Source organism: Streptomyces sp. S6, assembly GCF_054880855.1.
Genome location: NZ_JBTYMC010000183.1, coordinates 1 through 13,461, shown reverse-complemented (window position 1 = coordinate 13,461; position 13,461 = coordinate 1). Strand labels below are relative to the sequence as shown.

At 74.5% G+C, this 13,461-nt stretch carries 12 protein-coding genes and 2 pseudogenes; 5 read left to right on the top strand and 9 right to left on the bottom strand.

All coding sequences use genetic code 11. The features are described from left to right. Nucleotides 1–169: 169 nt before the first annotated feature. Together ACVNF4_RS23155 and ACVNF4_RS23150 are read right to left on the bottom strand one after the other, a co-directional pair. A pseudogene (locus tag ACVNF4_RS23155) lies at nucleotides 170–463 on the bottom strand (2-oxoacid:acceptor oxidoreductase family protein); the annotation flags it as partial. Nucleotides 464–663: 200 nt separating this feature from the next. Next, nucleotides 664–1,188: a flavodoxin domain-containing protein gene (locus ACVNF4_RS23150; RefSeq protein ID WP_461804789.1), complete on the bottom strand. Its 525-nt coding sequence runs from the start codon at nucleotides 1,186–1,188 to the stop codon at nucleotides 664–666. 223 nt (nucleotides 1,189–1,411) lie between these two features. Here ACVNF4_RS23150 and ACVNF4_RS23145 point away from each other — a divergent pair, with 223 nt between their 5' ends. Continuing rightward, nucleotides 1,412–2,389: a Gmad2 immunoglobulin-like domain-containing protein gene (locus ACVNF4_RS23145; protein WP_461804788.1), complete on the top strand. Its 978-nt coding sequence runs from the start codon at nucleotides 1,412–1,414 to the stop codon at nucleotides 2,387–2,389. A 529-nt stretch (nucleotides 2,390–2,918) separates the two neighbouring features. Beyond that, a pseudogene (locus ACVNF4_RS23140) lies at nucleotides 2,919–3,005 on the top strand (DUF1918 domain-containing protein); the annotation flags it as partial. A 45-nt stretch (nucleotides 3,006–3,050) separates the two neighbouring features. On the opposite strand, the gene ACVNF4_RS23135 reads toward ACVNF4_RS23140, so the two are convergent. Together ACVNF4_RS23135 and ACVNF4_RS23130 are read right to left on the bottom strand one after the other, a co-directional pair. After that, nucleotides 3,051–3,512, bottom strand: a complete 462-nt coding sequence (locus tag ACVNF4_RS23135; protein ID WP_461804787.1) for an OsmC family protein — start codon at nucleotides 3,510–3,512, stop codon at nucleotides 3,051–3,053. Nucleotides 3,513–4,046: 534 nt separating this feature from the next. After that, nucleotides 4,047–5,045 (bottom strand): Acg family FMN-binding oxidoreductase, encoded by a 999-nt coding sequence (locus ACVNF4_RS23130; protein WP_461804786.1) that lies wholly within the window; start codon nucleotides 5,043–5,045, stop codon nucleotides 4,047–4,049. Between the two features lie 346 nt (nucleotides 5,046–5,391). Here ACVNF4_RS23130 and ACVNF4_RS23125 point away from each other — a divergent pair, with 346 nt between their 5' ends. Next, nucleotides 5,392–6,246 carry a universal stress protein gene (locus tag ACVNF4_RS23125; RefSeq protein ID WP_461804785.1) on the top strand — a complete coding sequence of 285 codons (855 nt, stop codon included), beginning with the start codon at nucleotides 5,392–5,394 and terminating at the stop codon, nucleotides 6,244–6,246. A 73-nt stretch (nucleotides 6,247–6,319) separates the two neighbouring features. Next, the gene (locus ACVNF4_RS23120) at nucleotides 6,320–7,327 is read left to right on the top strand and encodes an Acg family FMN-binding oxidoreductase (protein WP_461804784.1); all 1,008 of its coding nucleotides are present in this window, start codon (nucleotides 6,320–6,322) and stop codon (nucleotides 7,325–7,327) included. 67 nt (nucleotides 7,328–7,394) lie between these two features. Here the strand turns inward: ACVNF4_RS23120 and ACVNF4_RS23115 are convergent, their stop codons facing one another. The 4 genes from ACVNF4_RS23115 to ACVNF4_RS23100 form a co-directional block, all read right to left on the bottom strand. Further along, complete coding sequence (locus ACVNF4_RS23115; RefSeq protein WP_461804783.1) at nucleotides 7,395–8,078, bottom strand: DUF4389 domain-containing protein; 684 nt, start codon at nucleotides 8,076–8,078, stop codon at nucleotides 7,395–7,397. 151 nt (nucleotides 8,079–8,229) lie between these two features. Then, a complete protein-coding gene (locus tag ACVNF4_RS23110) occupies nucleotides 8,230–8,886 on the bottom strand; it encodes a potassium channel family protein (RefSeq protein ID WP_461804782.1) in 657 nt (218 codons plus the stop codon). Next, nucleotides 8,883–9,545 carry a potassium channel family protein gene (locus tag ACVNF4_RS23105; protein ID WP_461804781.1) on the bottom strand — a complete coding sequence of 221 codons (663 nt, stop codon included), beginning with the start codon at nucleotides 9,543–9,545 and terminating at the stop codon, nucleotides 8,883–8,885. Before ACVNF4_RS23105 ends, ACVNF4_RS23110 begins: the two co-directional genes overlap by 4 nt. Beyond that, a complete protein-coding gene (locus ACVNF4_RS23100) occupies nucleotides 9,542–12,421 on the bottom strand; it encodes a cation-translocating P-type ATPase (protein WP_461804780.1) in 2,880 nt (959 codons plus the stop codon). The genes ACVNF4_RS23105 and ACVNF4_RS23100 overlap by 4 nt, the downstream gene beginning before the upstream one ends. 200 nt (nucleotides 12,422–12,621) lie before the next feature. Between ACVNF4_RS23100 and ACVNF4_RS23095 the strand changes: the two genes are divergently transcribed. Next, nucleotides 12,622–12,966: an MFS transporter gene (locus ACVNF4_RS23095; protein ID WP_461804779.1), complete on the top strand. Its 345-nt coding sequence runs from the start codon at nucleotides 12,622–12,624 to the stop codon at nucleotides 12,964–12,966. 34 nt (nucleotides 12,967–13,000) lie between these two features. Here the strand turns inward: ACVNF4_RS23095 and ACVNF4_RS23090 are convergent. After that, nucleotides 13,001–13,461, bottom strand: a 461-nt coding sequence (locus ACVNF4_RS23090; RefSeq protein WP_461804778.1) for a hemerythrin domain-containing protein, incomplete at its 5' end; no start/stop codon positions are given.

Below are 13,461 nucleotides of genomic sequence, written 5' to 3'. Positions count from 1 at the left end.
CGCACTCGCCGACGCCCCGCGCATCCGCCTCGTCGGCAACGTCGTCACCCACCCCGGCGCTCCCCTCAACTCCCTTGATCCGCAACGGCTTCGGATCGGCGCCCGGGTCCAGCGCGGTCGCGGGGACGGTGAGGACGCGGGCGGGCAGCGAGCCGAGGCCCAGCGCGCCGGCGTCCTCGGGGGAGTTGACCAGGACGGCGCCGCCGGGCCGCAGCCCCTCGAAGACGTCCACCTGGTGCAGCAGCGTCGCGTCCTGCACGACGAGCGCGTCGGGCCGGGTCACCGGCTCACGCACCCGGATCGGCCGGTCGTCGATCCGGCAGAACGCCACGACCGGCGCCCCGGTGCGCTCGGAGCCGAAACTCGGGAACGCCTGCGCGTGCCGGCCCTCGTCGAACGCCGCCACCGACAGCAACTCCGCGGCGGTGACGGCTCCCTGCCCGCCACGGCCGTGGATACGCACCTGGAACACGGAAACTCCTCCCGCCGGGGGCCGTGCCTCCAGTCCTACCGCGCGATCCGGTCCCGCCTCAGAGGCCGAACGACCCTGAGGCGGGACCGAGCGGCACGCAGGCGTGGCAGAGGGAGCCGAGGCCTCCTCGGCGTGGACGCAGGCTCCGTGGGCGCCCTGCACCGGCCGCCGCCGGCCCGCCCCGCGTCCCGTCACCCCGCGCCACGGCCCCCCGTCAGCTCGTCGGCGATCCCGGCTGTCCACGCGTCGACGGCCGCCCAGTCCCGGTAGTCGCGGAACCGGCCGCCCAGGAGGCGGAACAGCAGCCGTCCGGTGCGGGAGAGCTGGGCGCGGGCCACGACGCCGGAGAACAGGCGGTGGGCCCGGTAGGGCAGTTCGTCGGGCAGGGCCGAGAGGATCAGCGGGATCTCCTTCGGGCCCAGCCGCCGCCACGGTCCGCGCAGCGCGTCCGGCATGCCGACGCTGAACAGCCACACCGGCGGGCCTGCCGCGAGGACGCCGAGGTTGTCGCAGACGAAATCCCGCGCGGGCGCCAGCCACGCCTGACCGTGCACGGCGCTGCCGAGGACGAACGCCCGGTACGCGTCGGCGTCGTCCACCGTCTCCACCGGACGGGCCTCGGCGCTCAGCCCCGCCGAGCGGAGCCCGCCCGCGATCCGCTCGGCGATCTCGCCGGTGGAACCGTGCGCCGTCGCGTACCCCACCAGGACGTCCATGACCTCACCTCGATGCTTCCGTGCCCCGCGCGAGGGAACCGCGCGGTGTGCCGCCGCGCCCACCCTGGACCCGCGGACAGCCGCGCAGACACGGGCCGTCCGGCCTCTTCCGCCGCGCGAAGGTCCCCGGGAAACCGCCGTCCGGCCCGGCTCCCCCTGCCCGCAAGGCACTGGGGCACGGCTCCGGGCGGGTGTGGACTGGAGGCGCAGGGAGGAGGCCGCCATGAGCGTCACGAACCCGACCGCACACCGGACCCACCGGAGGCGGCGCCCGCTGATCCTCGCCACGGCCGCCGTGCTGACGGCGTCCCTGGCGACGGCATGCGGGAACGGCACCGCGGGCACGTCCGCGGGGAACACGGACGGCACCAGCGGGGGCACGACCGGGACACCCGGCACCGCGCTCCGAGGAGGCGGCCCGGCCTGCCCCGGTGTCACCGGGACGCCCGGCGGCCTCGTCATGCCGATGCACCCCGGCACGGCGCCGCACCAGGTGCGGGCCTCGGTCTACTTCCTGCACGGGGAGCAGGTCTCGCCCGCCCCGCGCACTGTGACCGCGCCCACCACCGCGGCCGGCGCCCTGCGCGCGCTCCTCGCCGGACCCGACCGCAACGAACGGGACCACGGCCGCACCACGGCCATCCCCGCGGGCACCCGGCTGCGCTCGGTCGTCGTGCGCCGGCACATCGCCACGATCGACCTGTCCGGACGGTACGACGACGGAGGCGGCACGCTCTCCATGCGGGCCAGGCTCGCCCAGGTCGTCTTCACCGCGACCCGCTTCCCCACGATCGAGAAGGTCGGCTTCGAACTGGACGGCAAACCCGTGACGTCCTTCGGCGGCGAGGGCATCGTCCTCGACCACCCCGTGGGCCGCGCCGACTTCGAGGACCTGGCCCCCCTGATCCTCGTCGAGTCGCCGCTGATCGGCGACACCGTCCGCACTCCGGTGCGGGTGTGGGGCAGTGCGAACACCTTCGAGGGGACGCTCCGGCTGAAGCTCACCGACGCGGCCGGGCACCCCGCGGCCGACGTCCGCGTCACCGCCTCCTCCGGCTCCGGCACCCGAGGCACCTTCGACGTGACGATCCCCTACCGGGCCGGCCGCTCCGGCGCCGGGACACTCACCGCGTACTGGAACTCGCCGAAGGACGGCCGCGCGGTGATCGCGGACACGGTGCCGCTGAACGTCCTGCGCTGACCCCGGCGTCTCAGGACCCCGACTCCACGCTGCCCTCGGGCGGTTCGCGCAGCGTGGTGCGGCCGGTGCGGTGGGAGGCGACCGCGAGCAGAGCCGCACGGCGTGCCGCCGGTAACGAGGTCGGCGGGCCAGGCGACCCGGTGCAGGGGCTGCTCCTTGGGCCACGCGGCGCAGCGGGTGCGCGGTGGATGCGGGGGAACCGGGCCCTTCGGGCCGGGAGGTGAGCCGTTCGGCCCCTGCTCCGACGCCGTGCGGGATGCGAGGGTGACGGGCATGTCCATGAGACGTGCGGAGACGGTGTTCCTCCCGGAACACGCGCCGTCGGCGTCCCGACGACGGAGTCCGGGACGACGGGTCTCACGGGCTGCGCCGGCTCGGGGTGCCGGCGCGGGCCGCTGAAGCGGCTCCTCGGAAAGAAGGGTGGGCGCGAGGCATCCACCCGGGTGCCGGGCCCTTGCCGGTCCTGACGGGGAACGACACTGTCGTCGGAGGGGATTCTCGTCCGGACCACGGGCCCGGCACCTGCCGGGTCGTCGAGAGCCCGACCACCGGTGTCACACGGCGCGACGGAGAGATCGGCGGGCTGCACCACACGGACGGGACACCCCCGTACGACGCACACGTCCGGCCCGCAGCGGCCGGCGGCAGCTGACGCGGGGCGTCAGCCGATCTCGACGGTGATCTCGGGCGGGCCGTTCAGGCAGTTGTGGACGGCGCACCGGCCGATCGCCACCCGCAGACTCTGTTCCAGGAGCGGAGTGAGCGGCGCGGGCGGCAGGACCCGGACGCGGACCGCCGTGAGGCGCGGCCCCGGACCGCCGGCGAGCGTGAAGTCCGCCTTGACCCGCAGGTGTTCGTACGGCTGGTCCAGGAGCTGGAGGAAGCGCGCCGAGTCCGACGCCGCGCAGGAGGCCACCGCGGCGACGAGGAGCTCCACCGGGGTGGGCCCGTCGTCGTCACCGCCCCTCTCCACGGGCTGGTCCACGGTCAGCTCGTGGTCACGGACGAACAGGGCGAACGCCCGGTCCGCGACATGGGTGACCTCGATCCGTCCGGGCGGCTCGGCGAGCGCCCGACGGGACGTGCCGGCATCGGTGTCACGGGCCGACGAGATCTGGTTCACGGGGCACCTCCTGTGGTGCGGTCGGCGGTGGTCGGCGCTGTGGGGCACCGCCCTGGCCCTCCGCTCCCATGGTGGGACGGCGGACCGCGCTCGCGGGCGGGCCGACCGGACCCTGCCGAGGGACGGTCGGCCCGTCTCGGGGGCTCGCGGCGCTGCCCGTCCTCGTCGGCGGTCCGGGCGCGGGCACCCCCGGCCCGCGGGCGCCGGGAACGGTCTGATGCCGACGGTGGCGTGCACGGGTCAGGGTGTGCCGCCCGGTCATCGAGGTGCTCTGCGAGATGGGCCCGGCCGCCGGACCGGCTCTCGGCCGTCTCCCGTACGCCGCCGTCGGGCCGGTGACCGACGCACCGTACGGGAACAGGTACGCGTGTTCGATGGCTGCGCCCCGGTACTGCCGGCGTATTCGCACGCAGAAGGCCCAGATCATCCCCTGGTTGTCGAATTCCGGCCCTCTTCCGGGATCCGCCGCGGTCGTGTTCTCCTGTTCTGCGCCCCAGTCACCCGACGGTCCGTGCGGCGGCCGGGCGAGGGACCTCAGCCGGTGACGGTCCGCACGCTCTCGTCCATGGCCTGCCGTGCCGGACGGCGTGGTGTCGCGGCGCCCTGCGGGCCGTAGCCGAGCCTGATCACCATCTGGGCGTGCGCCTTGCGGCCGTCCGAGCCGGGCAGGAGCTGTTCGCGGAGGTCGGGCCATTCCAGGGCCTGGTGCAGCAGCGACGCGCGCAGTCCGTGGGCCGTCGCGACCAGCAGGACGCGCTCCAGGGCCTGCCCGGCCCGCAGCCAGTCGGCCCGGCGGTCGTGCGCGGTCGACAGCACGGTGAGCGCGGGCCACCGCTCGAAGGGGCGGGCGGTGAGGTCCGCCGGGTGCCGGTGGGCGCCGAAGTCCCGCAGGGGGACCCGGTCCCGGAAGTCCTGCGGCCCGAGCACCCCGGGCGGCAGCCCGAGACCCCCCTCCCTCGGCTCACGCACCCAGCGACGGCTCTCCACGGCCCGGTCGGCGTCCGCGGCGTTGCGGTGCTCCGCGTCCCACGTGAGCCGCAGCAGCCGCTCCGTCTCCTGCGGACCGGGACGGCTCAGCGCGGCGCCCTCGCAGTGCGCGGCCTCGGCGAGTTCCGTCAGTACCGGCGGGGGCACCGGGATCTCGAAGAACGGGAGCCGGCTGCTGTGCCGGTGCCACAGCGCCCCGTACAGCCGCGAGACCGCCGAGCCCCGCACCGGCCCGCCGAGCCGCACCGTGGCCAGCAGATCCGGTTCGTCGGGCGAGGGGAGCAGCCGGGTCACCGGCTCCCGCCCGAGCCGGGCCACCGCCACCCGCAGGTTGAGGACCGCGCAGCCGACGGAGAGATGCAGGGCGCGGCCCATGGGGTCGATGTGCCGCAGCCCGCGCCGCGCCTCGGCCCGCACCTCGAACGCCGTGCCGTCCTCGGTGAGCCGGAACCGCCAGGGCTGCGTGTTGTGCACGGACGGCGCCGTCACGGCCGCCGAGACCAGAACCTGTGCCGTCGGGGCACCGAGAGCTGCTGAGGACCACATCGGGACTCCTTCCCGCCCCGCGCCACGGAGCCGGTGGGCGAAGGAAGTTGACCCTGCTCAGTCTGCTGGCACCCCGACGGCTCGCGGCAGGGGCCGTCCGGCACCCGGAGTGGCCCCATCGGCACCCTGTGGCGCGGCCCGGCCCATGGTCGGCTGGGAGGAGACCACCGGAGGAGACACACCGTGGACGGATCACCGTGGCCGGCGCACCGGAAGGGGTACGCGCTCCTCGCGGCGGGCTGTGCGGGTGTCGCCTTCACGCTGAGCGCCCTGCACGACGCGTGGGCCCTGCGACAGGGGGAGAAGTCCGGCGCACAGCCGGGGAACGGGCCGGGAGGTGCTCATCATGCTTCGTCACGTGACCGTCGGGGTCGACGGATCGGCCGAGGGGCTGGCCGCCGCGCACTGGGCGGCGAGGGAAGCCCTGCGACGGGGAGTCGGGCTGAGGGTCGTCCACGTGTGGCCGCGTCCTGTGAACCCGGCCCGGTCCGGCGTCGGCCATGAACGCGCCGAGCACGTTCTCGACCGGGTCGCCGAGGGGGTTCGCACCTCGCATCCGCGCCTGCCGATCGTCGAACGGCTCGTCCGGGACGCCGCGGTCGACACCCTGGTCGCGGAAGCGGCCGAGTCCGATCTGCTGGTGCTCGGCTCCCGGGGACTGGGCGGCCTGCGGGGGTTCGTCGTCGGGTCGGTCTCCCACCGGGTTCTGGCCCGCTCCACCGCCCCGGTGGTGCTCGTCCGCGCGGGGACGACGCCGGCCACCGAGCATCTGCCGGCGGTGGACGGGGTCTCGCCCGAGGAGATCCCCGGCCTGCCCTACCGGGACGTCGTCCTCGGACTGGACCCCGGGCACCCCTGCGACGAACCGGTGGAGTTCGCCTTCGCGTCCGCCCGGCGCCTGACGGCCGCACTGCGAGTCGTCCACACGTACCGCACGCCGGGCGCGGTGCGTGAACACGAAGAACGGACCGTGGCCGCGACGCTGCGGCCGTGGCGCGAGAAGTTCCCGACGGTGACCGTGACCGAGACCGTCACCGAGGGACACGCCGCCGAGGAACTCGTGCGGGCCTCCGACCGGGCCGCCCTGGCCGTCCTCGGCCGCCGCGCCGGGAACGGACGCCGGGGCCCCTACCTCGGCGCGGTCACACACACGCTCCTGCACCACGCGACGTGCCCCGTCGCGGTCGTCCCGCACGGCTGAGCACCCACCGCGCCTCCCCGACCCGCTCGCCGGACGGGGACACCGGCGAAGGTTCACGGAAAGGCGGCAGACCATGTCCGCACCGAACGACATCCCCGCTGTCGCACCGCCCGGCCACGCGGCCTTCCACCTCGCCCGCGCGGCCGGCCACGCGCCCTCGGTCCACAACACCCAGCCCTGGTCCTTCGCGGACGAGGGCGGGGACCGAGCCTTCGAACTGCACGCCGATCCCGCACGGCGGCTTTACCTGACCGACCCCGAGGGCCGGCAGATGGTCATCAGCTGCGGAGCGGCCCTGTTCAACGTGCGGGTCGCCGTGCGGCACCTGGGTTTCCGGCCCGTCGTCACACCGCTCCCGGACCTCACACGCCCGGACTTCCTGGCCCGCGTGGGATGGGGCGCGCACGCCGCGACGAGCCGTGAAGTGGCCGCGCTGGAGCGGGCGATGATCCTGCGGCACACACACCGCGGGCCGTTCGCCCCGGGGCCCCTGCCGTGGTCCCTCGTCGAGGAACTGCGGGAGCACGCCGGTGTGGAAGGCGTCGTGCTGGAGACCGTCGACGGGCCGCGCAGGCTGAGGTTCCTCGCGGACGCGGTGCGGGAGGCGGAGTCCGCGCACCGAGCCGCCCCCGGGCACGTGTCGGAGGTGTCGGGAGGCTTCGGGCCCGCCCTGCGGCCGTGGCCGGAGCGGGTGCCCCACGACGCGTGCCGCCTCGACCCGGACCGCACGTTCTTCACGGGGCGCGACTACACGGGCCGCCTGACCGCGTGCGACAGCGGGGCCCGGCGGTGGACCGAGCGCTCCGGCACGGTCGTCGTCCTGTCCACCGTCCAGGACACCCGCGCGGACTGGCTGCGGACGGGCCAGGCCCTCCAGCGGGTCCTGCTGCACGCGGCGGTCCACGGGGTCATGGCGGCCTTCCACACCCAGCCGCTGGAATTCCCCGCGCTGCGCGCGGAGTTGCGGGCCCGGCTGACGGGAGAGCACTTCCCCCAGCTGATCCTCCGGCTCGGCCGCGCCCCGTGCGTCCGCACCTCCCCGCGCCGCCGTCCCGCGGAGACCCTCGCCCCGGCCCGGTGACGGTGCGGCCCTCGACCACCAGGGCGTCCTCGGGAGCCGTGGAGACCGCCGAACAGGTCCGCCGCGCTCACTTTGACGGCGCGGCCTCGCTCCACGGCTCCGCGCCGCCCTGGTCCAGCCGGAACGGCGGGTAGACGTCGGTCAGCAGGGCGACATAGGCCACCACCCGCATCACCCACCGGTCGAGGCCGATCACCAGGTCGAAGAGGCCGCCCGGGTACACGCCGGTGAACAGGAGAGCGACCCCCGCGAAGAGCACCAGGACCGAGATCAGCCCGCCCGAGGTCCACACCACGCGCAGTCCGCCGCACAGGAACGCCAGGACCAGATAGTGCGGAAGGGCTAGGAGCCACCACTTCACCAGGACCAGCCCGCGCGAGAGCCGCTTCGGGTAGGTCACCTCCAGCCGGGCGGGATAGTCCGGGACGTCGGCGAGCGTGAAGGGCGGGTAGCGGTCGGTGCCCAGGGCGCTGCTCGTGTAGTACCCCACCCGCCAGCTCCAGCGCAGGACCCCGGTGGTGAACTCGAACAGCGGGCGCGGATAGCGGCCGGTGAACAGGACGGCGAAGAACGCCACCACCCCCACCACGACGCACGCCACCCACAGGAGGACCAGGACGACGTAGTGGGGGAGGGCCAGCAGCCACTTCACCAGCCACAGCCAGCGGGACAGCCGGGGATCGAGAACGGCGGTGAGCCGCACGGGATGGGGCGTGGGCGGTGATGCCTGCGATGCCGTGGGCGTTGCCATGGGAATCGCTCCCTCCGGTGAGCGGGGCGCGGGCCGTACGCGTCGCCCCAGCGTCCGCGGCCGGCCGGACACGCGGCCAGAGGCCGGACGGTCCGTCCCCGGACCGAACGGCCCCGGAGGCCCCGTGGCGACGCCCGCCGCGCACCGGACGTCACCGGAACACCGCGTGCACCTCGCTCTCCGGCACCGCGTGGGAGACGACGAGCACGACATCGCCCTCCTGCAGGGTGAGACCGGGACCGGGCGCCGTCGGCTCCCCGTCGCGCACGACGGCGGCGACGACGACCCCGGGCGGGACGGCCAGGTCCGCGAGCGTCAGACCGACCGCACGCGACCGTCCGGTGACGGTCGTCTCGAAGACGTCCACGCCGGCCTTGCTCAGCCGCAGCAGAGCGACGGTGTCCGCCGCGCCGACGGCCTCCTCCACGAGCGAGACGAGCGGTGCGGCGGCCGGCACGGCGGTGTCCACGCCCCAGTGCGAGGTGAACAGCCAGGCGTTCTCGTCGTCGTTGACCCGGGCGACGACCCGGCCGGCCTCGAACTGGCGCTTCGCGAGCAGACTGACGACCAGGTTGTCCTCGTCCTCCCCGGTGGCGGCCACGACCAGATCGGCGGCGTACGCGCCTGCCCCCTCCAGCACGGCCGGCTCGCACGCGTCCCCCACCAGGACCTCGGCGGGGAGCCGGCCGCGCAGCGCGGCCACCCGGTCCTCGTCCCGGTCCACGAGCGTGACCTGGTGGCGGGCGGCGCCCAGCACCTGGGCGATCTGGGTGCCGAAGCGGCCGGCCCCGGCGACGACGACCTTCATGTGCCGAGCTCCTTGTCCAGGAAACCGCGCAGCCGGCCCAGCGCGCCGCCGGCGGCGACGGCGAATGTGACGAGGTCGTCCGCGTCGGCCGGGGTGTGGCGGGTGGGCAGGAACGACCGGCCGCCGCGTGTGACCTCGACGACCCGGATCTCCCCGTCGACCTCCAGATCGCCCAGATCCCGGCCGGTGAGATGGGCGGGGATCCGGGAACGCACCAGCAGCGTCTCGCCGTTGCCGAAGTCCAGCACCGGCGTGAGATGCCGGTGCAGCAGCATCCGGTGCAGTTCGTGCACCGTCCAGCGCACGCTGGCGATCGTCGGGATGCCCAGGCCGCGGTAGATGTCCGCGCGCCGAGGATCGTAGATGCGGGCCAGCACGATCGGCACCCGGTAGGTCTCCTTGGCGGTGCGGGCGCTGACGATGTTGCTGTTGTCGCCCGAGGTGACGGCGACGAACGCGTCGGCGAGCTCGATGCCCGCACGCTCCAGCAGGGCGCGGCTGAACGCGTTGCCGTGCAGCACCCGCCCGGGGAACTCGGCCGGCAGCAGTTGCCGAGTGCGTGGATCACGGTCGATGACCCGGACGTCGTGGCCCTCTCCCGCCAGCTCCGTCGCCAGCGCCGAACCGACCCGGCCGCACCCCGCCACGAGAACCCTCATGACGCCACCTCCTTTTTCTCCTGTCCGGCCTTCTCCTGCCCGGCTCCGACGACTGCCGGTGTCCTGCGGCGGACCCACCCCTTGCGGGCTTCCTCGGCGGCCAGCAGCACCACGCCGAACCCGGCGAGGACCGCCCAGTCCGTGACGGCGAGCGGCGCCGTGCCGAACACCTCCTGCAACGGGGGCGCGTAGCTGATCGCCGCCATCAGCCCCACGCCGAAGCAACCGGCCGCGACGAGCCGGGGGTTGGAGAACAGACCGGCCTCGAAGACGCTCAGCCGGTCCGTGCGCACCGCCAGCGCGTTGAAGAACTGGCCCACCACGATCGCCGCCTGGGTCAAGGTGATCGCCTTGCGGTAGACGGGGTCGTCGGCCGTGAACTCGTCGTAGGGGATTCCCGAACGGTGGATCTGCCAGAAGAACACGGCACACACACCCACGGACATCACGGACCCCAAGAACAGGAAGCGGCGCACGAGAGCGGCGGAGAAGAGCCGTTCACCGCGGGCGCGGGGCGGCCGGCGCATGGTGTCCCCCTCGGGCGGCTCCGCGCCGAGCGCCAGCGCCGGAAGGACGTCGGAGCCCAGGTCGACGGCGAGGATCTGGACGGCGGTCAGCGGCACCAGCGGGAAGCCCACGAAAGCTGCGACGAGGATCGGCACCAGTTCGGCGATGTTGTGGCTGAACAGATAGACGAGGAACTTGCGGATGTTGCGGTAGACGGACCGGCCCAGCTCCACCGCCGCGGTGATGGACGCGAACGAGTCGTCGAGCAGCACCATCGCGGACGCCTCCCGGGCGACGTCCGTTCCCCCGGCTCCCATCGCGACACCGATGTCGGCGTGTTTGAGCGCGGGCGCGTCGTTGGCCCCGTCCCCGGTGACCGCGACGACCTCGCCCCGCGCCTGGAACGCCGCGACGACCCGCATCTTGTGCTCCGGGCTGACCCGGCACAGCAGCAGTTGGCCCGGCGCCGCGAGCAGCGCGTCCAGCCCGGCCGGGTCCAGGGAGTCGAGCCGCGAACCGGTCACCACGGTGGGGGAGCCGCCGGTGACGATCCCGACGCGGCGGGCGACCGCCTCGGCGGTCAGCGGATGGTCCCCGGTCACCATCACGATCCGGATGCCCGCCGCACGACAGGCCCGCACTGCTTCGGACACCTCTGGCCTCGGCGGATCGAGCATGCCGATCAGACCGAGGAACGTGAGCCCCGTCTCCGCTTCCCTCACGTCGCCGGGCACCTCCGCCACCCGGCGCACGGCGACGCCCAGGACCCGCAGCCCCGCACCGGCCATCTCCTCCACGGCGCGGACGATCTCCGAGCGGGCCTCCCCACTGAGGGGCCGCGCAGCCTCGGCTGGTCCGGTACCGACGCACCGGGCCAGCAGCTCCTGCGGGGCACCCTTGACGCACACCGCGGTTCCCGCCGGCGTGCGGTGGACGGTGCTCATCAGCTTGCGGTCGGCGTCGAAGGGGAACTCCCCGACCCGCGGGGCCGCCGCGTTCTCCGCGCCGACGTCCAGCCCCGCCTTGGCTGCCGCGACCAGGATCGCTCCCTCCGTGGTGTCCCCCAGGATCCGCCAGCCCTCACGGGCCGCGGGGGGCAGCAGCCGGGCGTCCGTGCACAGAGCGGCGGTACACAGCAGCGCGCGCACCGCACCGGCGTTCTCCACCTCCCCGGCCGGCGCGTACCCCACTCCGGAGACCGCGTGCCACGTCCCGTCGGTCCAGATCCGGGTGACCGTCATCTCGGCCTGGGTGAGCGTGCCCGTCTTGTCCGTGCAGATCACGGTCGTCGAGCCCAGCGCCTCCACCGCGAGGAGCCGCTTGACCAGCGCCTGTCGGCGGGCCATCCGGCGCACCCCGACCGCCAGCGACACCGACAGGGTCGCGGGCAGCCCCTCGGGCACCAGCGCCACCATCACCCCGAGCGCGAACACGAAGGCCGACACGAGCGGCTGTCCCGTCCACAGGCGCAGCGCGAGCATGCCCGCGCCGATGGCGATCGCCATCACCGCCACGCGCCGCGCCATCACCGCCACCTCGCGCTGCAGCGGGGTCCGCTGCCGGGGAGCCTCCTCGGTGAGCCGGAAGATCCGCCCGAACTCCGTGGCCGTGCCGGTCGCGTGCACGACGGCCCTGCCGGACCCGGAGACCACCGTGGTCCCCATGAAGACACAGTTGCGGGCCTCCAGCGAGGTGCCCGCCGCACTCGGTTCGGCCGTCCGGCCGACGGCCGCGCTCTCCCCGGTCAGCGGTGCGTTGTTCACCGACAGCCCGTGCGTCTCGACGAGCCGGCAGTCCGCGGAGACGGCGTCCCCCGCCTCCAGCAGGACCAGATCCCCGGGGACCAGGACCAGCGCGGGAACCTCCTTGCGTTCGCCGTCCCGCAGAACCCGGCAGGTGTGGGGCACCATCGCCCGCAGCGTCAGCGCGGTGCGCTCGGCCGAATACTCCTGGGCGAAGCCGATCACCGCGTTCAGCACGACGACGCCCAGGATCGCGAACGCCAGTTGAAGGTTCCCCGCGTCGCGCGGGCTCGCCAGGGCGTAGGCGAGGAACGTCAGCGCCGACGCGGTGACCAGGACGAGCGCGAACAGGTCGGTGAACTGGGCCGCGAACCGCCGCCACACCCGGGCGCCGCGGGGTGCGGGCAACTCGTTCGGACCGTAAGTCCGGTACCGGTCGCCCGCCTCCTGGGAGGACAGACCACGCGGTGACGTGCCCAGCGCCCCGAAGACCTCTCGTGGACGCAGCCGCCGTACCGGTGTGTCCGCCCTGCCGGGCGGCAGGACCCCCGGCGGCCGGGCGACGCCGGCCTCGGCGCCGACAGCGTTGTGATGTGACACCGCCCCCTCCAGGGCTCTTCGGCTCATGGACGCGAGCACACGGGCACGCGGTGGCACCCGGAGCATTGCCGACCGTCGTGCAGGGCCTACCTTCCCCGCCCCACCGACAGCGGCGGCAGGGCCGATCGGCCTCTTCCCCGGGGCGAACGGCCCCGGTGGCCGGCCGGGCCCTTTCCGGGCCGTTCGGTCCTTGGCCGCCCGTCGGACACGGCGGGCTGTATGGAGACATGACGCCTGTACAAGGACTGTCGCCCCGGTCCGCGCCCGGTGGGGACCCCGGGGCGCAGAGCCGGTGGACCGCGCTGGTCGTGCTCTGCGTGTCGCTGCTGATCGTGGACGCCTACGCGCTGTCCTTCGCCGGGCTGCTGGTGGCGGGCGGCGCGGCGGACCGGTTCGGACGACGGCGGGTGTTCACCGCGGGGCTCGTGGTGTTCGGGGCGACCTCCGCGTGGGCGGCCGGTTCGGGTTCGACGGCGATGCTCCTCGCGGCACGCGCCGGCATGGGCGTGGGTGCGGCGATGATGATGCCGGCCACCCTCACGTTTCCCACGCGCGACTCCCACCAGAACTGAGGCGCTCGCGTCGGAGCCGGGAAACGGCAGCACCTCAGGGCGCCAGCGAGAAGTAGTTCTCCTCCTCCTGCGTGAAATGCAGCCGCAGCACGGTGTACAGCCCGTACAGGCAGGCCCGCAGGTCGTCGAGCTGCTCCGGCAGCGGGGCGCCGACGGGGGCGGCGAGGGCGAGGTGGGTGGCGAGCCGGGCGGTGAGGCGGTCGATCTCGGTGTGGGCGCGGCTCATGGTCGCGGTCGCCTCGGGCCCGCCGAGCGCGGAGGCGAGCGCCGGGTAGAGCTGGTGCTCCTCCGCGTGCTCGTGCGGCAGCAGCCGCTCGGTGAGCAGCCGGTGGGCGCGGACCACCGCCGCGAGGGACGCGGGAGAGGGGTCGTCGCCGAGCAGACCGGCGGCGGTCCGCACGGCCTCCAGCACGTCCTGGAGGTCGTCGTGCTCGGCCGCGAAACGCCGCAACAACGCCTCCGCGTCCGGCCCCAGCACCGGCCGCGCCGCACGGC

What these genes read in the sequence shown, in the direction of transcription:
- ACVNF4_RS23150 (WP_461804789.1), bottom strand. Translation starts at nt 1,188, where the DNA reads ATGGACGTCCTGGTGGGGTACGCGACGGCGCACGGTTCCACCGGCGAG.
- ACVNF4_RS23145 (WP_461804788.1), top strand. Translation starts at nt 1,412, where the DNA reads ATGAGCGTCACGAACCCGACCGCACACCGGACCCACCGGAGGCGGCGC.
- ACVNF4_RS23130 (WP_461804786.1), bottom strand. Translation starts at nt 5,045, where the DNA reads ATGTGGTCCTCAGCAGCTCTCGGTGCCCCGACGGCACAGGTTCTGGTC.
- ACVNF4_RS23125 (WP_461804785.1), top strand. Translation starts at nt 5,392, where the DNA reads ATGCTTCGTCACGTGACCGTCGGGGTCGACGGATCGGCCGAGGGGCTG.
- ACVNF4_RS23120 (WP_461804784.1), top strand. Translation starts at nt 6,320, where the DNA reads ATGTCCGCACCGAACGACATCCCCGCTGTCGCACCGCCCGGCCACGCG.
- ACVNF4_RS23115 (WP_461804783.1), bottom strand. Translation starts at nt 8,078, where the DNA reads ATGGCAACGCCCACGGCATCGCAGGCATCACCGCCCACGCCCCATCCC.
- ACVNF4_RS23110 (WP_461804782.1), bottom strand. Translation starts at nt 8,886, where the DNA reads ATGAAGGTCGTCGTCGCCGGGGCCGGCCGCTTCGGCACCCAGATCGCC.
- ACVNF4_RS23105 (WP_461804781.1), bottom strand. Translation starts at nt 9,545, where the DNA reads ATGAGGGTTCTCGTGGCGGGGTGCGGCCGGGTCGGTTCGGCGCTGGCG.
- ACVNF4_RS23100 (WP_461804780.1), bottom strand. Translation starts at nt 12,421, where the DNA reads ATGAGCCGAAGAGCCCTGGAGGGGGCGGTGTCACATCACAACGCTGTC.
- ACVNF4_RS23095 (WP_461804779.1), top strand. Translation starts at nt 12,622, where the DNA reads ATGACGCCTGTACAAGGACTGTCGCCCCGGTCCGCGCCCGGTGGGGAC.